The sequence below is a fragment of the Kocuria sp. 2SI genome, from assembly GCF_005502825.1.
Taxonomy (GTDB): domain Bacteria; phylum Actinomycetota; class Actinomycetes; order Actinomycetales; family Micrococcaceae; genus Kocuria; species Kocuria palustris.
Map to the genome: position 1 here is coordinate 29,586 of NZ_SCNB01000015.1, position 20,232 is coordinate 49,817.

Below are 20,232 nucleotides of genomic sequence, written 5' to 3' on the forward strand. Positions count from 1 at the left end.
CCCATAGCGCCATGAGCACCTCCGAGTCGTCGTCGAGCACGCAGCGCTCCGGGCTGATCCACTGGCCGAGCGCGGCCCGGATCGCGGCGCGCACCGCCCCGCCGGGGCCCACCCCGGAGCCCGAGCAGCTGCGGACCGCGGTGGACTCGATCCGCGGGCACGCCGAGGCCTCGGTCGATCACGTCCACGCGATCTCCGGTCTGGCGGCGGCGCGCGGGCTGGATGACGCCCCGGTGGTCGTCGTGGACCGCGCCGGCTGGTCCCGGGCGAACACGGCGACCTTCGAGCTGCTGCTCGAGCCGGCGCTGAGCGAGCTGCGGCGGGCGCGGGCCGACCGCCTGGACCGGGGCATGAACGCCGAGCTGATCCAGTCGGTCGCCGCCCGGGCGGCCGCGGCGGAGGCCGGCGGGCTGATGGCCTACCTGTCCACCAAGGTCCTGGGCCAGTACGACCCCTATGCGGGGATGGTCTCGGAGGACGCCGCTCGGCGCTTCCCGGGCGGGCGGCTCATGGTCGTGGCCCCGAACGTGCTGCAGATCGAGCGGGAGCTGAACGTGGATCCCGACGACTTCCGCCTGTGGGTGTGCCTGCACGAGCAGACGCACCGGGTCCAGTTCGCGGCCGCCCCGTGGCTGCGCGAGCAGATGATCCGGGACATGCGGGAGCTGACGGTCTCGCTGTCCGGGGACGCCGACGCCTTCGGGCGCAGGCTGTCCGCCGTGGGCTCCTCAGCCGGGGCCGCCGTGAAGCGCATGCGCCGTGGCCGCGGGCAGGAGGCGCAGGATCCGGACTCGCTGCTCGGTCCCCTCAGCGCGGCGCTGGATGAGCGGGAGCGGGAGATGCTCGAGCGGACCACCGCCGTCATGAGCCTGCTCGAGGGCCACGCCAACTGGGTCATGGACGGGGTGGACTCCTCGATCGTCTCGTCGGTGAAGACCATCCGCCGGCGCTTCGAGCGCCGCGCCGATCTGCGCGGGCCCCTGGACCGGGCCGTGCGCCGGCTGCTGGGCCTGGAGGCCAAGGCCGCGCAGTACGTGCAGGGCCAGCGCTTCGTGACGGAGGTCGTGGAGGCCGTGGGCCGCGACGGCTTCAACCGGGTCTGGCTCGGCTCGCAGAACCTGCCCTCGGCTCGGGAGATCCGCCACCCGCAGGAGTGGGTCGATCGGGTCGCCTTCTGAGGTCTCAGAAGGCCGATCGAGTCCCGTTCGTGACCTGACTGTGACATAATTGCAAAAGTGAGCACCGAGAACATCGACCAGCAGATCAAGCTGTACGGCCAGCCGCTCTCCGAGCGATTCGGGGCGGTCGTGGGCGCGTACGGCATCACCCAGCGCCGCCTCGCGGAGGTCCTGGGGCTGTCCGCTCCCATGCTCTCGCAGCTGAACTCCGGACGCCGCATCAAGATCGGCAACCCGGCGGTCTACGAGCGCCTGGTGATGCTCGAGCAGCGCGCCGGCACCTCGGACATCGAAGAGGTGCTCAGCACGGTCGAGAAGTCCCAGCCGGTGCTGACCACCACCCAGATCCAGACCGGGATCCACGGCGAGTCCAACGCCGTGTCCGCCCTGGCCTCGGTGGTTCCGGTCGCCGAGCTCGAATCCGCGCTGAGCGCCCTCGGCGAGACCACGCCCACGCTGTCCAAGGTGCTCGAGCTCGCCCTGCGGGAGGCCCGCCACCACGAGTCGGCGGCGGGGCTGAACTGACCCAGAGGGGACGGCGCGGCCGACTGTCGCAGGACGTCGCCCTCGCCCGCCGAGCCGTGCTCAGCACGGTCGAGACCGCCTTCCCGCCCGCGCCGGCCCCAGTCGCAACGCAGAGCCCGGATCGCGCGGAGGCCCCGGGCCTGCTGCTCGTGGGCCTGTCCGGCGGACCCGACTCTTTGGCCCTGTCCGCCGCCGCCGCCCACTGGGCGCGCAGGGGCCGACTGCGCGTGGGGGCCGCGGTGATCGATCACGGCATGCAGGAGGGCTCCGCCCTGGTCGCCGAGCGCGCCGCTGAGCAGGCCCGCGAGCTCGGGCTGGATCCCGTGGAGATCCGAGCGGTCGAGGTCCGCGAACGCGGCGAGGGGCCCGAGGCCGCCGCGCGCGCGGCCCGCTACACGGCCCTGCACGAGATCGCCGCCGCCCACGGCGCCCGAGCGATCCTGCTGGGGCACACCCTCGACGACCAGGCCGAGTCGGTGCTGCTCGGGCTGGCCCGCGGCTCCGGGCCGCGCTCGCTGTCCGGCATGCCGCGCGTGCGCGACGACGGCCCCGTCCCCGTGCTGCGCCCGCTGCTCGAGCTGCGCCGCCGCCAGACGGAGGCGATCTGCGCGGCCGAGCAGCTCGAGCCCTGGCACGATCCCGCGAACGCCGACGAGACGATGCTGCGCGCCCGCGTCCGGGCCGCGGTGCTTCCCGAGCTCGAGCGCCAGCTGGGTCCCGGGGTGGCCGAGGCCCTGGCCCGCACCGCAGCCATCCTCGGTCCGGATGCCGAGCTGCTCGAGCAGCTGTCCCTGCAGGTGCTCGAGCGCGCCGTCGTCGTCCCGGACGAGCCGCCGCACAGAGGCTCGGAGGTCGGGCCGCAGCGCGACGGGGCGGCCGTCGTCGTCCTGTCCCTGGCGGTCCTGCAGTCCGAGCCGCAGCCGCTGGTGCGCCGCGCCCTGGCGCAGGCCTGCATGCGCGCCGGAGGGGAGCGGCCCACGCACGAGCGGCTCACCGCCCTGCACGAGCTCGCCTCGGGGCACGGGGAGGCCGGACCCGTGCAGATGGCGGGTAGGGTGGCCGCGTACAGGCGCCGACCCAGCTGCGGCGGCGGCCGAGCAGGGACGCTCGAGCTGGTCCTCCAGCCGCGCTGAGCGGCATGCGGCCGCAGGCTTCCGCGTCTCCCGCACCGGCCCCGACCGCACGACGGCCCGGCCACAGGCCTGCCGCTGCGTTCCTCGACGACAGCGGCACGGAGGCGGACAAGGAGAGCCGTGAAGCCCGAGCATGCGCAGGGGGACCTCACCGAGGTCCTGCACACCAAGGAGGAGATCGATCAGCGGGTGGCCGAGCTGGCCGCGCAGATCGATGCCGACTACGGAGACAGCGACGTCCTGCTCGTGGGCGTCCTCAAGGGCGCCGTGATGATCATGGCCGATCTGTCCCGCGCCCTGGCCGGGCAGTACCCCATGGACTGGATGGCCGTGTCGTCCTACGGCTCCGGCACCAAGTCCTCGGGAGTGGTGCGGATCCTCAAGGACCTCGACACCGACCTCACCGACCGCCACGTCCTGATCGTCGAGGACGTCATCGACTCCGGGCTGACCCTGTCCTGGCTGCTTGCCAACCTCAAGTCCCGGGGCGCCGCCTCGGTCGAGATCTGCACCCTCCTGCGCAAGCCGGAGGCCGCCAAGGTCGAGATCGACGTCCGCTACGTCGGGTGGGACATCCCCAACGAGTTCGTGGTCGGCTACGGCCTGGACTGGAACGAGAAGTACCGCAACCTGGAATGCATCGCGGTGCTCTCCCCGGACGTCTACTCCTGAGGGTGTCCGCCGAGGGGTGAACGCCCGGTCCGCCGCACGATGCCGTGCGGACCGGGCGATACCCTTGCACATCAGGCTCCGGCACGTCCGGCGGCCTCGCGACGCATCGCGGACGGGAAATGCGAAGAGAGGACCCACGGCCTTGGCCACTGAGAAGAAGAAGAAGAGCTTCCTGAGGGGACCCTTCATCTGGGTCCTGCTGGCTCTGCTCGTCCTGATCCCCGTCTTGTCCACACTGACCTCCGGCGGAGGCAGCCGGGTGGACACCAACGTGGGCCTGGAGCTGCTGCAGGACGACAAGGCCACCGAGGCCAAGATCTACGACGGCGATCAGAAGGTCGAGCTGACGCTGGCGGAGGACTACTCCGCGGACGGACGCGACTACGGGCGAAACGTCGAGTTCTTCTACGTCGAGCCGCGCGGCGAGCAGGTCGTGCAGGCCATCGACGACGCCGGGCTCGAGGGCTACACCGATCAGCCGGTGCAGACCAACTGGTTCCTGTCCCTGCTGCAGTTCCTGCTGCCGTTCCTGATCATCCTGGCGATCTTCTGGTTCGTGTTCGCCCGCATGCAGGGCGGCGGCTCCCAGGTCATGAAGTTCGGCCGCTCCAAGGCCAAGAAGTTCGATATGGACAACCCGCAGGTCACGTTCAAGGACGTGGCCGGCGCGGACGAGGCCGTGCAGGAGCTCGACGAGATCAAGCAGTTCCTGGTCGACCGCGATCGCTACACCGCCCTGGGTGCCAAGGTCCCCAAGGGCGTGCTGCTCTACGGCCCTCCCGGAACCGGCAAGACCCTGCTGGCCAAGGCCGTGGCGGGGGAGGCCAGCGTCCCGTTCTTCTCGATCTCCGGCTCGGACTTCGTGGAGATGTTCGTGGGCGTGGGCGCCTCGCGAGTCCGCGACCTGTTCCAGACCGCCAAGGAGTCGGCGCCGGCGATCATCTTCGTGGACGAGATCGACGCCGTCGGCCGCCAGCGCGGGGCCGGCATGGGCGGCGGCAACGACGAGCGCGAGCAGACCCTGAACCAGCTGCTCGTGGAGATGGACGGCTTCGAGGCCGGGACCAACGTCATCCTGATCGCCGCGACCAACCGCCCGGACGTACTGGACCCCGCCCTGCTGCGCCCGGGCCGCTTCGACCGCCAGATCGGCGTGGACGCCCCGGACATGAAGGGCCGCGAGCAGATCCTGCGTGTGCACGCGCAGGACAAGCCGCTGCACGAGTCGGTCGACCTGCGCTCGGTGGCCAAGCGGACGCCGGGCTTCACCGGCGCCGAGCTCGCCAACGTCATGAACGAGGCCGCGCTTCTCACCGCGCGCTCGCACGCCCAGCTGATCGACGACCGCGCCGTGGACGAGGCGATCGACCGCGTGATCGCCGGACCGCAGAAGCACTCGCGGCTCATGAAGGAGCACGAGCGCAAGGTCACCGCCTACCACGAGGGCGGCCACGCCCTGGTGGCGGCGGCGCTGCGCAACACCGATCCGGTCACCAAGATCACGATCCTGCCGCGCGGCCGGGCCCTGGGCTACACCATGGTCATGCCGGCGGACGACAAGTACTCGACCACCCGCCACGAGCTGCTCGATCAGATGGCCTATGCCATGGGCGGGCGCGCCGCGGAGGAGGTCGTGTTCAAGGACCCGTCCTCGGGCGCGGCCAACGACATCCAGAAGGCCACCGACACGGCCCGCAAGATGGTCACGCAGTACGGCATGAGCTCGCGCGTGGGCTCCATGAAGCTCGGCGGCGACGACAGCCAGCCGTTCATGGGCCGCGGCGGCTCGGAGGAGCGCGGCTACTCGGAGGCCACGGCGGCGATCGTCGACGCCGAGGTCCGCGCGCTGCTGGAGAACGCGCAGAACGAGGCCCATCAGATCCTGGTGGCCAACCGCGAGATCCTGGACCGCCTGGCCCTGGAGCTGCTCGAGCGCGAGACCCTCCTCGAGGCGGACATCGCCGAGATCTTCGCCGAGCTGGTCCGCCAGCCCGAGCGGCAGCAGTGGATCTCCGCCGAGGGCCGCCCGCAGTCGGACCTGCCCCCGGTGACCACATCCCGCGAGAAGGAGGAGCTGGCCGAGGCATCCCCCGAGGAGCGCGAGCGCTTCGAGGCCATGCCCGGCGAGGGCGAGGACCCCAAGCAGCGTCAGGCCGGGCACCGCCACGACGACGAGCCGGGCGCCGAGCACCCCGATCGCGACGGGCGCGACAACCGCTCCGAGTCCGGCGACGGGCAGGCGCCCTCCGGGCGCGCCGGCTCCACCGCGGCGGGCTCGGACGACGCCCCCTGGGACCAGGACGCCCCCGATGACAGGGAGCGTGGCTGAGCGATGCAGCAGCAGGACCACCACGAGGTCGGCGGCGGCCCCGGCGATCTCGCCCCGGTCGATCAGCCGCGCATCCGGGACGCGGTCCGGGAGATTCTGTCCGCGATCGGGGAGGACCCCGATCGCGAGGGCCTGAGAGAGACCCCGGACCGGGTGGCCCGCGCCTACGCCGAGATGTTCTCCGGGCTCGCCCAGGATCCGTCGGAGGTGCTCAGCGCCTCGTTCGACATCGGGCACTCCGAGCTGGTGCTGGTCAAGGACATCTCGTTCTACTCGACCTGCGAGCACCACCTCGTGCCCTTCCACGGCAGTGCGCACGTGGGCTACATCCCGGGGCCCTCGGGCCGGGTCACGGGCCTGTCCAAGATCGCCCGGCTCGTGGAGGTCTACGCCCGCCGCCCGCAGGTCCAGGAGCGGCTGACCACCCAGATCGCCGACGCCCTCATGGACGAGCTCAGCGCCGCCGGGGCGATCGTGGTGGTGCAGTGCGAGCACCTGTGCATGTCCATGCGCGGGGTGCGCAAGCCCGGCGCGTCCACCGTGACCTCCGCGGTGCGCGGCCAGCTGCGCGAGGCCGCCACCCGCTCCGAGGCCATGAGCCTGATCCTGGGAGGCTGAGACGACCATGCAGCCCACCCCTCCGGAGGCCGTCGCCCCGCAGCCCGCTGCCGTCCGCGGCGAGCTGGGCTGGGGGGACTGGGCGGGGCTGCCCTCCGGTCGCACGCTCGTCATGGGCATCCTCAACGTCACGCCGGACTCCTTCTCCGACGGCGGCCGGCACGACTCCCACCGGGCCGCGATCGCCCACGGGCACGAGCTCGCCTCCCAGGGCGCGGATCTGATCGACGTCGGCGGCGAGTCCACCCGCCCCGGTTCGCAGCGCGTGGATCCGGAGGAGGAGCGCCGGCGCATCCTGCCGGTGATCCGCGAGCTGTCGGATGCCGGAATCGTGCTGTCCGTGGACACCTTCAACCCGTCGACCGCAGAGGCCGCCCTGGACGCCGGGGCGCACTGCGTCAACGACGTCTCCGGCGTGGCTGTGCGCGACGGCATGGTCCCGCTGGTCGTCGAGCGGCAGGCACCGTACATCTGCATGCACTCCCGCGGCACCCCCGGGACCATGGACTCGCTGGCGGTCTACGACGACCTCGTGGGCGATGTGCTGCGCGAGATCCATGAGGTCGCCCAGCGCTTCCTCGATGCCGGGTTGGATCCCTCCAAGCTGGTGCTGGATCCGGGGCTCGGCTTCGCCAAGGGAGGGCGGCAGGACTGGCAGCTGCTGGAGGCCCTGCCGCGGTTCGTGGCCACCGGCTATCCGATCCTGGTGGCGGCCTCGCGCAAGCGCTTCATCGGCCATCTGCTCGGCAACGGCACCGCGCCGCGTCCAGCGGATCAGCGAGATATCGCCACGGCGGCCATCTCGGCGCTGTCTGCCGATCGCGGGGCGTGGGCGGTGCGCGTGCACGACGTCGCCTCGAGCGTCGACGCCATCGCCGTGGCCGGGGCCTGGAACCGCCCCGTCGGCAAGGAGGGGATCGCATGAGCGCAGATCGGATCGCGCTGAACGGACTCACCGAGGTGGGCCATCACGGGGTGTTCGACCACGAGCGCCGCGACGGCCAGGAGTTCTCGGTCGACCTGGTGCTGCACCTGGACCTGCGTCCTGCGGGCAGCTCGGACGAGCTGACCCGCACTGTGCACTACGGAGAGGTCGCCGAGGCCGTCCACGAGGAGATCGTCGGCCCGCCGGTGGATCTCATCGAGGCTCTGGCCGAGCGGATCGCGGCCCGGCTGCTGCGGGAGCAGGCCCTTCTGGAGGCTGTCGAGGTCACCGTGCACAAGCCGCACGCCCCGATCGAGGTGGCCTTCCGGGACGTGGCCGTGACGGTGCTGAGGGGGCGGTCCTGATGCCGCGGGCGCTGATCGGCATGGGCTCCAACCTCGGGGACCGCGGGCAGCTGCTGCGCTCGGCGGTCGAGCAGCTGCGCGCCGCCCCCGGGGTGAGCGTGGAGGCGGTCTCCCCGATCGCGATCACCGATCCGGTGGGCGGGCCGCCCGGCCAGCCGCAGTTCCTCAACGGCGTGGTGCGGCTGAGCACCGAGCTCTCGCCCAGGGAACTGCTCGCACTGTGCCAGCGCATCGAGGCGGATCACGACCGCGTGCGCCTGGAGCGGTGGGGTCCGCGCACCCTGGATCTGGACATCATCGACTTCGACGGCGCGGTGATGGATGATCCCGAGCTGACCATCCCGCACCCGCGGGCCCACGAGCGGGCCTTCGTGCTCTTCCCCTGGGCGCTGCTCGAGCCCCAGGCCGAGCTCGCCGGGAGCAGGATCGCCGAGCTGGCGGCGCAGGCCTCGGATGCCCGGGGCGTACGGGCGCAGACCTTCCGCCTCGAGGACGCCCCCGGCGAGGACGAGACCGCGGACGACTGAGCCGGCGGCGGACAGGATCGAGGACGGAGGCAGGAACATGGTGAAGGGGCTGACGGTGCGGCTGCTCGCGGTGCTCGCGGCGGTCGCCTTCATGGGCGGCTGGATCGCCCAGCTGGTCTCCGAGAGCTTGCACGGGCCCCTGCTGGCCCTGCCGGTGGCCTCCGGGATCGCGCTGCTGGTCTTCGCCGCGATCCTGCTGGTCGCCGGACTGCGCGTGCGCAGGCTGCGCGACGGTGACCGCGAGATCCGCATGGACCGCACCTGGGGCACCGTGATCGCCGCCCTGGCGCAGGCCGTGGCCGTGCTGGGCGCCCTGTGCCTGGGCTGGCACGCCATGCTCGCCGTGGACCAGGCCGCGCTGATCTCCCTGCGCACGGATCAGGGGCCGCTGTGGCGCTGCCTGTTCCAGGTGGGCGTGGGGGTCGCGCTGGCCGTCGTCGGGTGGATCGTCGAGCGCTTCTGCCGCATCCCGCCGGAGGACCCGGACGCGGAGGCCGACGGCGCCGCCGAGCGCGGTCGGGGCCGCACGGCCGAGGAGGGCGGGCTCGCCCGCTGGCGCGACTGAGCCTCGTGCCTCCGGAGGGCAGGGATCCCTCGCACGGAGGATGTGCGTGCGCTGGCAGGCCCCTTACTGTGGGGTGCTGATCCGTCATCTTCTCGATCAGGAGCATCTCGATCATGACCCATGAGCCCGACGGCGCTCCGAGGCTGCGCGCTGATGATCCTGCCACCCTGCCGGCCCCCGGCCCCCAGGACGGACAGTGGAAGGGGCTGGACCCCAGGTACATCCGAGTGCGCGTGATCTCGGAGGTGATCGGCTATCTGATCTTCGCGGCGGCGGTGGGCTGGCCGCTCGTGCTCAAGCTCGTGGGCGTGTGGGGCGAGGCCTCGTGGTGGGCCGTGCTGCCGTGGCCCCTCGGGGTCGCGGTGCTGTGCCTCGTGCAGGTCCTGCTGACCCCGCGGCGCGTGCGCTCCTACGGCTACCGCGAGGACGCGGATGACTTCATGGTCCGCAAGGGCCTTCTGGTCCGCACGCTGGTCGTGGTGCCCTACGGCCGCATGCAGTACGTGGACGTCAGCAGCGGACCGATCCTGCGGATGTTCGGGCTGTCGTCGATCACCCTGCACACCGCCTCGGCGGAGACCGACGCCGAGCTGCCGGGGATCACCGCCGAAGAGGCCAGGCGGCTGCGCGAGAGGCTCACCGAGCGCGGGGAAGCCCGCCTGATCGAGCTGTGAGGGGCGAGCAGATGTCCGATCGCAGCCCTGCGCAGCGTTCGGAGGCCCAGCCGACGGGCGCCTCCCCGGAGGCGGAGGCGCATCAGCCGGACTCGGCCGAGGACTGGCACCGCCTCCACCCGCTCTCGCCGCTGATCCGCGGCTGGATCGTGGTGCTCGCGGTCCTGGGAGTGCTGCTGTCCAACGTCATGGACGGCTTCTTCCGCGGCGACGGCCCCGGTCTCAACGACTCCGCGGAGGGCCTGCCGGGCTGGGCCTCGATGCTCGAGGGCACCGTCCTGTGGCTCGTACTGCTGCTGGTGGGCGTGGTGGTCGTCGTGGGCCTGCTGGTGGTCGTGGCCCTGTTCTCGCTGGTCGCCTGGTGGTTCACCACGTATCAGATCACCGGCACCCACGTGCGTCTGCGCCAGGGCGCCCTGGCCCGCCAGGAGCGCCAGACCCGCCTGGATCGCGTCCAGGCCCTCGACATCCGGCGGCCCCTGGGCGCGCGGATCTTCGGCCTGGCCGAGCTGAGCTTCGAGGTCGCCGATGCCGGCGAGTCGGCCGTCGTGCTGCGCTACCTGACCCATGCCCACGCACGACGGCTGCGCTCCCAGCTGCTCTCGCGCAGCCGTCCGCAGCCGGAGGCCCCTGCGGAGGCCGGCGATGCCGAGGCGGCGCTGCCCTGGGCGCGAGCCGCTGTCCCGGCCGCGGCTCAGGACCACGGCGCAGAGCAGCTGCTGCTGCGCGTTCCCGTGAGCCGCGTCCTGCTGTCCTGGGCCCTGAGCCCGTCCATGGTGATGCTGGTGGTCGTCGGGGCGGCGGCGCTCGCGGCGCTGATCTTCTTCCCCGAGTTCATGGGCGCGGCCTTCGCGGGCTGGATCCCGGTCGTCGTGGGACTGGTGGTCTCGCTCTTCCAGCGCCTCGAGAAGACCTGGGGCTTCAGCGCCTACCGCACCGACAGCGGTCTGCGGCTGCGCTACGGGCTGCTCAGCACGGTCTCCCAGACCGTGCCCACGGGCCGGATCCAGGCGCTGAAGGTGAACCGCCCCATGCTGTGGCGGCGCCCGGGCTGGAGCCGCGTGGCGATCAACGTGGCCGGCTACGGCGATCCCGCCGAGGAGATGAACGGCTCGGGGCGCACCACGCTGATCCCGGTGGCGACCGACGAGCACCTGGCGATCATGCTCGCCGAGGCGCTGGGCGCCGACGAGTCGCGCGAGGCCTTCGAGACGGCGTGCTACGGCCTCACGGCCGATCTCGTAGAGGATCCCGAGTGCCGGTTCACGATCTCGCCGCGCCGAGCGGCGCGCATCTCCTGGGTCGTGCGCCGTCGTCGGGGCTTCTCGGTGACGCGGCGTGAGGTCGTCACGATCGACGGCAGGCTCTCCCGCACCGCCTGCCTGGTCCCGCACGGGAAGATCCAGTCGATGGAGATCTCGCGAGGGCCGCTGGCGCGCTGGCTGGATCTCTCGGACGTCAGCCTGCATTCGATCCAGGGACCGGTCAGCCCCATGATCATGGCCATGGACCGGGAGGTCGCCGAGCGCTTCGTGTCCGAGCAGTCGCTGCGGGCGCATGAGAAGCACACCCTCGTGGGCGCCAGGGGCTGAGCGTGCGCGCGAGCGCACCGCCCGTCATAGGGTGGTGGCGCTGCGCCGGAGCGTCGCAGCAGCACCGTCGCAGGAGCCGTCGGGACCGTCGCAAGCGGGCGTCGGCCCAGAGACCCGAGAGCACACAGGAGAAGACCGTGAGCGAAGCCGCCAACCGCCCCGGGCGCCTGGGAGTGGGCGTGATCGGCGCCGGGCGAGTGGGGGCGGTGCTGGGAGCCGCGCTGCGTGCCGCCGGGCACGGGGTGGTGGGGGTCGCCGCCGTCTCGGAGGCCTCCCGGGAGCGTGCCGAGCTGCTGCTGCCCGAGGTCCCGATCCTCACCCCGCAGCAGATCGTGGAGCGCGCGGAGCTCGTGCTGCTGGCCGTTCCCGACGATCAGCTGGCCGACCTGGTGAGCGGACTGGCCGCGACCGGGCACTGGCAGGCCGGGCAGCTCGTGGCACACACCGCCGGCCGCTGGGGCGTGGAGGTCCTGGAGCCGGCGCGGCAGGCCGGAGCCATCGGGCTGGCGATCCACCCGTCCATGACGTTCACCGGGCTGAGTCTGGACCTGCCGCGACTCAGCGGCTGCGCGTTCGGTGTCACCGCCCCGGCGGCGGTGCTGCCGATCGCGCAGGCGCTGGTCATGGAGATGGGCGGCGAGCCCGTGGTCATCGCCGAGGCCGACCGCCCGATCTACCACGCGGCCCTGGCCCACGGCGCCAACCACCTCACCACGATCACCGGCCAGGCCCTGCAGCTGCTGGGCGAGCTGGGACTCGAGCAGCCGGAGCGCGTGCTCGGACCCCTGGCGCGGGCCGCCCTGGACAATGCGCTGTCGGCAGGGGAGTCGGCGCTGACCGGCCCGGTGGCCCGCGGCGACGCCGGCACCGTGGCCGAGCACCGCCAGACCCTCGCCGAGCACGCCCTGGGCACCGGTCAGCAGGACATCGACCGGGCCTACCGGGCGCTCGCGGCCCTGACGGCTGACCGAGCCCGGGACCGCGGCATGCTCACCGAGGCCCAGCACGCGCAGGTCCTCGAGGCGCTGAGCCGGAGCCGGAGCGAGGGATCCGGCAGCGCCCACGCGGCCGCCGGGCAGGGCGCCGCCGCTCTCGGCGGCTTCCCCGCGGCCGATGCCTCGGCGCCGCGCGGTTCCGCGGAATCGTCGGACCCCGTCGTAGTGCGCGAGCCGGAGAAGCTGCGCGCCGCCGTGCGGCGGGAGGTCGCCCGGCGGGGAGGGCAGCTGTCCATCGGCTTCGTGCCGACCATGGGCGCGCTGCACGAGGGGCACGCGCACCTGGTGCGCCGGGCCCGCGAGGAGAACGACCTGGTGATCGTCTCCATCTTCGTGAACCCGCTGCAGTTCGGACCGAACGAGGACTTCGAGCGCTACCCGTCGGACCTGGAGGCAGACCTGGAGCTGCTCGGGGGGCTGGGCGTCGATCTGGTCTTCGCTCCCGGGCTCGAGGACATGTACCCGGGCGGGGACCCGCTGGTGACCGTGAGCTCGGGGCGGCTCGGGACGGTGCTGGACGGAGCCTCGCGCCCCGGCCACTTCGACGGCGTAGTCACCGTCGTCAACAAGCTGCTGAGCCTGGTCTCAGGACGCACGGAGCAGCCGCTGCGCGCGTACTTCGGGCAGAAGGACGCCCAGCAGCTGCTGATCGTGCAGCGCATGGTCCGCGACACGAACCTGGACGTCGAGATCCGGCCGGTCCCGATCGTGCGGGCCCCGGACGGGCTCGCGCTGTCGTCGCGCAACGCGTACCTGGACGACGACGAGCGTCGGGCCGGGCTCGTGCTCTCCCGCACGCTGGGGGAGCTCGCCCTCGGGGAGATCGACCTGGCGGGGGCCCGCCGTCGGATCGACGAGGAGCCGATCGGCACCGGGCGCACGGTGGAGCTCGACTACCTCGTGGTCGTGGAGCCTGAGACCCTGAGCGAGATCCCGCCGCGCCCCGGAGCCCTGGCCCTGGTGGCGGCGCGGGTGGGGACCACGCGGCTGATCGACAACCGGGAGATCGAGGCCGCCCCGCGTCCGTGAGGCGGCTCTCACCGCCGGTCGGGGGCCCGGTGCCGATGCGACGACACCCCGGCCGGTGGCTATCCTGGGGGACTGTGACCACTGATCAGACGCGCGAGAACGCAGCCAGCCCCGCACCCGAGTCCTCGTCCGCCGCGGCCGAGGCCGCCCGCAGCGACGAGCAGCGGCAGTTCCGCATGGACAAGCGCGCCGCGCTGCTCGAGACGGGTCGCCAGGCCTACCCGGTCGAGGTCCCCCGGACCCACACGCTGCCCCAGGTCCGCGACGGCTGGGAGCATCTGGAGACCGGCGAGGAGACCGAGGACGTCGTCTCCGTGACCGGGCGCGTGGTGTTCGTGCGCAACACCGGCAAGCTGTGCTTCGCGGCCCTGCAGGACGGCGACGGCGTCCAGCTGCAGCTCATGCTCTCCAAGTCGGTCGTGGGCGAGGAGTCGCTGGCCGAGTGGAAGTCCCTGGTGGACCTGGGCGACTTCGTGGCCGCCACCGGCACCGTGATCCGCTCCCGCCGCGGCGAGCTCTCCGTCATGGTGGCCTCCTGGCAGATGGCCTCCAAGGCCCTGCGGCCGCTGCCCAATCTCTACGAGGGATCCGAGCTCAGCGAGGAGACCCGCGTCCGGCAGCGCTACCTGGACCTGCTCGTGCGCCAGGAGGCGCGCGACGTGGTCCGCAAGCGGGCCGCGATCATCTCCGCGGTGCGCCGCACGCTCGAGGACGAGGGCTACATCGAGATCGAGACCCCCGTGCTGCAGCTCGTGCACGGCGGCGCCACGGCCCGTCCGTTCGCCACGCACCTCAATGCGTTCGATCAGGACATGACCCTGCGCATCGCCACGGAGCTCTACCTCAAGCGCGCCGTCGTGGGCGGGGTGGAGCGGGTCTTCGAGATCGGGCGGGTGTTCCGCAACGAGGGCGTGGACTCCACGCACTCCCCGGAGTTCACCACCCTGGAGGTCTACGAGGCCTGGGGCGATCAGTTCTCGCAGGCCGAGCTCATGCAGCGCATGATCGTGGCCGCCGCCGACGCCCTGGGGATCGACGGCCCGCTGCGCACCGCCAAGGGCGAGATCGACCTGCGCGGCGAGTGGCCGTGGCTGAGCGTCTACCCGGGGCTCTCGGAGGCCGTGGGACAGGAGATCACGCCCGAGACCCCCGCCGAGGCGCTGCGGGCGATCGCCGCCGAGCACGACGTCTCGGTGGATCCCGCCTGGGGTGCCGAGAAGCTCGTGATCGAGCTCTTCGGAGAGATCGTGGAGCCCACGCTGATCCAGCCCACGTTCGTGTGCGACTACCCGCCGGCGGCCCAGCCGCTGGCCCGGCCGCACCGCGACAAGCCGGACGTCATCGAGGCCTGGGACCTGATCATCGGCGGCATGGAGCGCGGCACCGCGTTCTCCGAGCTGATCGACCCGGTGGTGCAGCGCGAGCGGCTCACCGAGCAGTCCCGCCTGGCCGCGGCCGGCGACGACGAGGCCATGCAGCTCGATGAGGACTTCCTGCGCGCCCTCGAGCACGGCGCCCCGCCCATGGGCGGACTGGGGCTGGGCCTGGACCGTCTGATCATGCTCTTCACGGATCTGGGCATCCGCGACACGATCCTGTTCCCCTTGATGAAGCCCGAGAAGGACTGATCCGCCATGGGCGAATACATCGCTGTGCTCCTGCCCTCGATCGGGGTGGGGCTGATCTTCTGGTTCACCATGCGGGCCCTGTTCCGGGCCGATCGCGGTGAGCGCCGTGCGCAGGAGGCCGTGAATCGCGATCAGGCCGATGCCGAGAAGTGGTATCAGGATCTGAAGGCGCGGGAATCCGGCGGACGCGGTTCCGCTCGGAGCGGATCCGATGAACATCAGGATGCACCGCGCAGTTGATTCTTCTCCGATTCCCCGGCTTCTCCGAGCCGGGGAATTGCTTTCAGCGGCATCCGATATCTATAGTTGCGGGCAATAGGGGATCCTGAGTGCGCAATTCGTGGTGATCGGGCCCGGAATCGGCTCCGCGGATCTCCTGACCGCACGAGCACATCGAATCAATGCTGAAGGAGCTCCACACATGGCGCAGACCGTGAAGATCATTCTCGAGGACGACCTGGACGGCGGCCCCGCGGACGAGACCGTCCGCTTCGGCCTGGACGGCGCGCAGTACGAGATCGACCTCTCCTCCGCCAACGCGGACAAGCTGCGCGCGGCCATCCGCCCGTACGTGGGCAAGGCCCGCCGGGCTCAGGCCAAGCAGGCCGGCCGCCCCGCCGCGAAGTCCTCGGGCACCCGCGCCAATCCGGACACCCCCAAGATCCGTGCCTGGGCGAAGGAGAACAACTACAACGTCTCCGATCGCGGCCGCATCCACCAGGAGGTCCAGGACGCGTACTACGCCGCTCACAAGTGAGCGCGCGCGGCCTGAGGGATTCATCACCGAATCGAGAATCTCAGGTCGCTTCGGAAACGAACTCGTGGTGAATGCCCGCAGGTATTCGATCTGAGATTGCCGTTCCATCGCAGTGCGGATCCCCGCTCGTCCTTCCGGACGTGCGGGGATTCCTCATTCGGGGACCGCCGTGCCCTGAGCGCCGCTGCCTCCGGCCGCCTGTCAGAAGGCTCCTTCGGGGGGCAGTGCGGGGTCGTCTCGCCGGTGGCGAACAATGGCGGCGAGACCCTCCGGCGTGCGTAGCATCGGTGCCAAACATCGACTGAGGAGTATCCATGTTCGAACGATTCACCGATCGGGCCCGACGGGTCGTGGTCCTGGCCCAGGAGGAGGCCAGGATGCTCAACCACAACTACATCGGCACCGAGCACCTGCTGCTGGGCCTCATCCACGAGAACGAGGGCGTGGCCGCCAAGGCCCTGGACTCGCTGGGCATCACCCTCAACGGGGCCCGCGAGCAGGTCCAGGACATCATCGGCCCGGGCCAGCAGGCCCCCTCCGGGCACATCCCCTTCACGCCGCGGGCCAAGAAGGTCCTGGAGCTCTCCCTGCGCGAGGCGCTGCAGCTCGGGCACAACTACATCGGCACCGAGCACATCCTGCTGGGCATCATCCGCGCAGGCGAGGGCGTGGCCGCCCAGGTGCTCACCAAGCTCGGCACCGAGCCGCAGAAGGTCCGCTCGACCGTCCTGGACCTGATCTCGGGCTACCAGTCCGGCGGCGAGGAGAAGGAGACCGCCGGCGCAGGCGCTCGCACCTCCGGCGAGGGCACCCCCGCGGGCTCGGCTGTGCTCGACCAGTTCGGGCGCAACCTGACGGCAGCGGCCCGCGAGAGCCAGCTCGACCCCGTGATCGGGCGCGCCCGCGAGATGGAGCGCGTCATGCAGGTCCTGTCGCGGCGCACCAAGAACAACCCGGTGCTGATCGGCGAGCCGGGCGTCGGCAAGACCGCCGTGGTCGAGGGTCTGGCCCAGGCCATCGTGCGCGGCGACGTCCCGGAGACGCTCAAGGACAAGCACCTCTACACGCTGGACCTCGGCTCGCTCGTGGCCGGCTCTCGCTACCGCGGCGATTTCGAGGAGCGCCTCAAGAAGGTGCTCAAGGAGATCAAGTCCCGCGGCGACATCATCCTGTTCATCGACGAGATCCACACGCTCGTCGGCGCGGGTGCCGCAGAGGGCGCGATCGACGCCGCCTCGATCCTCAAGCCCATGCTGGCCCGCGGCGAGCTGCAGACCATCGGCGCCACCACGCTGGATGAGTACCGCAAGCACATCGAGAAGGACGCAGCGCTCGAGCGCCGCTTCCAGCCGATCCAGGTCGACGAGCCCTCCGAGGCGCACTCGATCGAGATCCTCAAGGGCCTGCGCGACAAGTACGAGGCGCACCACCGCGTGTCGATCTCGGACGAGGCCCTCGAGGCCGCCGTGCACCAGTCGGCCCGCTACATCTCGGACCGCTTCCTGCCGGACAAGGCGATCGACCTGATCGACGAGGCCGGTGCCCGCCTGCGCATCAAGCGCATGACGGCCCCGCCGGAGATCAAGGAGCTCGACGAGCGCATCGCCAAGGTCAAGCAGGCCAAGGAGGATGCGATCGAGGGCCAGGACTACGAGAAGGCCGCCTCGCTGCGCGATCAGGAGCAGAAGCTGCTGTCCGAGCGCGATGACAAGGACACCGCCTGGCGCGAGGGCGGCGACCAGGTCGCCGAGGTCACCCCAGAGGTCATCTCGGACGTGCTCTCCGCGGCCACGGGCGTGCCGCTGTACCGCCTGACCGACGAGGAGTCCGGCCGCCTCATCCGCATGGAGGAGGAGCTGCACAAGCGCGTCGTGGGCCAGGAGGAGGCCATCAAGGCTCTCTCCCGCTCCATCCGACGCACGCGTGCGGGCCTCAAGGACCCCAAGCGCCCCGGCGGGTCGTTCATCTTCGCCGGCCCCACGGGCGTCGGCAAGACGGAGCTGGCCAAGTCGCTGGCGGAGTTCCTGTTCGGCGATGAGGACTCCCTCATCACGCTGGACATGTCCGAGTACCAGGAGAAGCACACGGTCTCGCGGCTGTTCGGTGCCCCTCCCGGCTACGTCGGCTTCGAGGAGGGCGGCCAGCTGACCGAGAAGGTCCGCCGCAAGCCGTTCTCCGTCGTGCTCTTCGACGAGGTCGAGAAGGCGCACCAGGACCTGTTCAACTCGCTGCTGCAGATCCTCGAGGACGGTCGACTGACCGACTCGCAGGGCCGCGTGGTGGACTTCAAGAACACCGTGATCATCATGACCACGAACCTGGGCACCAAGGACATCTCGCGCAGCGTCCCCATGGGCTTCCAGGCGGGCAACGACTCGACCACGAACTACGAGCGCATGCAGCAGCGCGTCAACGACGAGCTCAAGGAGCACTTCCGCCCCGAGTTCCTCAACCGCGTGGACGAGATCGTCGTGTTCCCGCAGCTGGAGGAGAAGGAGATCGTCCAGATCGTCGATCTGTTCGTCGCCCGTCTCCAGGAGCGCCTGCGCGAGCAGGACATGTCGATCGTGGTCTCGGACGCCGCCAAGAAGGTGCTGGCCAAGCGGGGCTACGACCCAACCATGGGCGCCCGTCCGCTGCGCCGCACGATCCAGCGCGAGATCGAGGACACGCTCTCGGAGAAGATCCTCTTCGGCGACATCAAGGAGGGCGAGCGCGTCTCCGTGGATGTGGACGGAGACGGCGACGACGCCAAGCTGACGTTCTCGTCGGTGGCCATGTCGGAGCTGCCGGACACGGAGTTCTCCGACGACGACCAGGACGGCTCCGCTCAGGATCCGGATCTGGTGCCCGGTGAGGTGCCGTCCGGGACCAACGTCCCGCACAGCACCGACGGCGACACCGGATCGGCCGGCGCCGAGGCTCCCGAGCCCGGCCACGGCCCGGAGTCGGGTCCGACCACGGCCTGATCCTCCGGCACGGGGCCGATCCGCTGCGGCACCTGTCATCGACGCCCTCCCCGAGCTCAGCTCGGGGAGGGCGTCGGCGTCTGCGCTCTCCGGGCTCGGCCGGGGCCCCGGCGAGGGCGAGGGTCGCGGGCGGTCGTACACTTTCCGGATGACTCTCGAGCTGCGCCTGCGCCCTGCCACCACGGGCGACGTCCACGCGATCAAGGCCCTCGTGGGTCCGCTGGCGCAGGAGGGCGTGCTGGTGATCAAGGAGACCGTCGCGTACTACGAGGGCATCCAGGAGTTCCTCATCGCCGAGCTCGTGGACGACGACCCCTCCGGCGCCGGCCTGGTCGACGAGTCCGGGATCGCCTACGGGCAGCCGTCGCCCAGCGGGACCTCGGCCCGGATCGTGGGCTGCGGGGCCCTGCACGTGATGTGGCAGGACCTCGCCGAGATCCGCACCCTGGCCGCCGACCCGCGGGTGCGCGGGCAGGGCGTGGGGTGGCGGCTCGTGGAGGCCCTGCTGGAGCGGGCGCGCAGGCTGGGGGTGGACCGGGTCTTCTGCCTGACCTTCGAGGTGGAGTTCTTCCAGCGCCAGGGCTTCCGGGTCATGGCCGATCAGCGCCCGATCGACCCGGACGTCTTCGCGGAGCTGCTGCGCTCCCATGACGAGGGCGTGGCCGAGTTCCTGGACCTCGCCCGGGTGAAGCCCAACACGCTGGGCAACACCCGGATGATCCTCACGCTCTGACGGGGGCCGCGCAGACCGGTCGGGATCAGCCGGGCAGAGCGATCCTGTCGCCGCGGCGGTGGGCCAAGCCATCGGAGACCAGGCCGTCGACCGCGCGCTGTCGCTGCTCGACGGGGGATTCGAGCGTCAGCAGGGCCTCGAGGGGGCGGGCCAGATCCGCACTCGCGCCGCGCGGCAGGGTGACCTGCTGGTCCCGCGTCAGCCAGCTCTCCGGGACCGGCTGATCCGCGGCGCGCAGCACCGCCATGACCGCGCCGCGCACCTGCCGGTCGGTGCCCTTCCAGGACTGTCCCCGCGGGGCCTCCTCCGGCTCCGGGCGACCGGCTGCGATCCAGGCGCAGAGATCCTGCACGGGGCACTGGTCGCAGCGCGGAGACCGAGCCGTGCAGATCAGGGCGCCGAGCTCCATCACGGACTGGTTCCACACCACCGAGGCCGCGCGCTGCTCGGGCAGCAGCGCGCGGGCCAGACGGGTCTCGGCTGCCGTCAGGGACCGGCTCGGCAGCCCCTTGCCGGAGAAGAGGCGAGCGTGCACGCGTCGGATGTTGGTGTCGATCACGCACTGGCGCTCGCCGAAGGCGAAGGCCGAGACCGCCGCGGCCGTGTAGGCCCCGATGCCCGGCAGCGCCAGCAGCTGGTCGTGCTCGCGCGGCACGCGGCCGCCGTGGTCCGCGACGATCGCCTGTGCGGCGGCCTGCAGCCGCAGGGCCCGTCGGGGATAGCCCAGGCGGTCCCAGGCGCGCAGGACGTCGGCGGTCGGCGCCGCGGCAAGGTCGGCGGGGGAGGGCCAGCGCCGCATCCAGTCGAGCCAGCGGGGCAGCACGCGCACCACGGGAGTCTGCTGGAGCATGATCTCCGAGACCAGCACGCCCCAGGCGGTGCGCTCGGGGCAGCGCCAGGGGAGGTCGCGGCCGTCGCTGGCGTACCAGGCGGCGATCCGGTCGCGGATCTGCGCGAGTCGCTGAGCATCCTGAGGTGAGGGATCGGCGATGTGCGGGCTGGGCATCGCGCCACTGTA

At 71.5% G+C, this 20,232-nt stretch carries 18 protein-coding genes and 2 pseudogenes; 19 read left to right on the forward strand and 1 reads right to left on the reverse strand.

Annotated elements, in window-relative coordinates; all coding sequences use genetic code 11:
• Nucleotides 1–11 precede the first annotated feature (11 nt).
• From FFS25_RS09470 to FFS25_RS09555, 19 genes and pseudogenes are all read left to right on the forward strand, one after another.
• On the forward strand, nt 12–1,178 hold the full coding sequence (locus FFS25_RS09470; RefSeq protein WP_137802734.1) for an Rv3626c family coenzyme F420 biosynthesis-associated protein: 1,167 nt from the start codon (nt 12–14) through the stop codon (nt 1,176–1,178).
• Between the two features lie 57 nt (nt 1,179–1,235).
• Complete coding sequence (locus tag FFS25_RS09475) at nt 1,236–1,703, forward strand: hypothetical protein (RefSeq protein WP_006213606.1); 468 nt, start codon at nt 1,236–1,238, stop codon at nt 1,701–1,703.
• 56 nt (nt 1,704–1,759) lie between these two features.
• Nucleotides 1,760–2,836 carry a tRNA lysidine(34) synthetase TilS gene (gene tilS, locus FFS25_RS09480; protein WP_137802735.1) on the forward strand — a complete coding sequence of 359 codons (1,077 nt, stop codon included), beginning with the start codon at nt 1,760–1,762 and terminating at the stop codon, nt 2,834–2,836.
• 120 nt (nt 2,837–2,956) lie between these two features.
• The gene (gene hpt, locus FFS25_RS09485; RefSeq protein WP_006213604.1) at nt 2,957–3,508 is read left to right on the forward strand and encodes a hypoxanthine phosphoribosyltransferase; all 552 of its coding nucleotides are present in this window, start codon (nt 2,957–2,959) and stop codon (nt 3,506–3,508) included.
• A gap of 142 nt (nt 3,509–3,650) precedes the next feature.
• Nucleotides 3,651–5,837: an ATP-dependent zinc metalloprotease FtsH gene (gene ftsH, locus FFS25_RS09490; protein ID WP_137802736.1), complete on the forward strand. Its 2,187-nt coding sequence runs from the start codon at nt 3,651–3,653 to the stop codon at nt 5,835–5,837.
• Nucleotides 5,838–5,840: 3 nt separating this feature from the next.
• Nucleotides 5,841–6,455: a GTP cyclohydrolase I FolE gene (gene folE / locus FFS25_RS09495; protein WP_137802737.1), complete on the forward strand. Its 615-nt coding sequence runs from the start codon at nt 5,841–5,843 to the stop codon at nt 6,453–6,455.
• 7 nt (nt 6,456–6,462) lie between these two features.
• Complete coding sequence (gene folP, locus FFS25_RS09500) at nt 6,463–7,380, forward strand: dihydropteroate synthase (RefSeq protein WP_137802738.1); 918 nt, start codon at nt 6,463–6,465, stop codon at nt 7,378–7,380.
• Entirely contained in the window at nt 7,377–7,745 is a 369-nt protein-coding gene (folB, locus tag FFS25_RS09505) for a dihydroneopterin aldolase (protein WP_137802739.1), read from the forward strand. Before folP ends, folB begins: the two co-directional genes overlap by 4 nt.
• Nucleotides 7,745–8,272, forward strand: a complete 528-nt coding sequence (gene folK / locus FFS25_RS09510) for a 2-amino-4-hydroxy-6-hydroxymethyldihydropteridine diphosphokinase (RefSeq protein WP_006213599.1) — start codon at nt 7,745–7,747, stop codon at nt 8,270–8,272. The genes folB and folK overlap by 1 nt, the downstream gene beginning before the upstream one ends.
• Nucleotides 8,273–8,309: 37 nt before the next feature.
• Nucleotides 8,310–8,837 carry a DUF3180 domain-containing protein gene (locus FFS25_RS09515; protein WP_051990391.1) on the forward strand — a complete coding sequence of 176 codons (528 nt, stop codon included), beginning with the start codon at nt 8,310–8,312 and terminating at the stop codon, nt 8,835–8,837.
• A 113-nt stretch (nt 8,838–8,950) separates the two neighbouring features.
• Complete coding sequence (locus FFS25_RS09520) at nt 8,951–9,511, forward strand: PH domain-containing protein (RefSeq protein ID WP_006213597.1); 561 nt, start codon at nt 8,951–8,953, stop codon at nt 9,509–9,511.
• Nucleotides 9,512–9,522: 11 nt separating this feature from the next.
• Nucleotides 9,523–11,103: a PH domain-containing protein gene (locus FFS25_RS09525; protein WP_137802741.1), complete on the forward strand. Its 1,581-nt coding sequence runs from the start codon at nt 9,523–9,525 to the stop codon at nt 11,101–11,103.
• 137 nt (nt 11,104–11,240) lie between these two features.
• Nucleotides 11,241–12,131: pseudogene (locus FFS25_RS13800) on the forward strand (Rossmann-like and DUF2520 domain-containing protein); the annotation flags it as partial.
• Between the two features lie 141 nt (nt 12,132–12,272).
• Nucleotides 12,273–13,127, forward strand: a pseudogene (panC, locus tag FFS25_RS09530) (pantoate--beta-alanine ligase); the annotation flags it as partial.
• Between the two features lie 176 nt (nt 13,128–13,303).
• A complete protein-coding gene (lysS, locus tag FFS25_RS09535; RefSeq protein WP_235444608.1) occupies nt 13,304–14,755 on the forward strand; it encodes a lysine--tRNA ligase in 1,452 nt (483 codons plus the stop codon).
• Nucleotides 14,756–14,761: 6 nt separating this feature from the next.
• A complete protein-coding gene (locus FFS25_RS09540; RefSeq protein ID WP_053446827.1) occupies nt 14,762–14,995 on the forward strand; it encodes a hypothetical protein in 234 nt (77 codons plus the stop codon).
• Between the two features lie 181 nt (nt 14,996–15,176).
• Nucleotides 15,177–15,512: a histone-like nucleoid-structuring protein Lsr2 gene (locus FFS25_RS09545; protein WP_006213592.1), complete on the forward strand. Its 336-nt coding sequence runs from the start codon at nt 15,177–15,179 to the stop codon at nt 15,510–15,512.
• A 314-nt stretch (nt 15,513–15,826) separates the two neighbouring features.
• A complete protein-coding gene (locus FFS25_RS09550; RefSeq protein WP_137802742.1) occupies nt 15,827–18,481 on the forward strand; it encodes an ATP-dependent Clp protease ATP-binding subunit in 2,655 nt (884 codons plus the stop codon).
• Nucleotides 18,482–18,629: 148 nt separating this feature from the next.
• Nucleotides 18,630–19,214, forward strand: a complete 585-nt coding sequence (locus FFS25_RS09555; protein WP_024289204.1) for an amino-acid N-acetyltransferase — start codon at nt 18,630–18,632, stop codon at nt 19,212–19,214.
• A gap of 25 nt (nt 19,215–19,239) precedes the next feature.
• Here FFS25_RS09555 and FFS25_RS09560 read toward each other — a convergent pair whose 3' ends face one another.
• Nucleotides 19,240–20,220, reverse strand: a complete 981-nt coding sequence (locus tag FFS25_RS09560; RefSeq protein WP_137802743.1) for an iron-sulfur binding domain-containing protein — start codon at nt 20,218–20,220, stop codon at nt 19,240–19,242.
• Between the last annotated feature and the right edge of the window lie 12 nt (nt 20,221–20,232).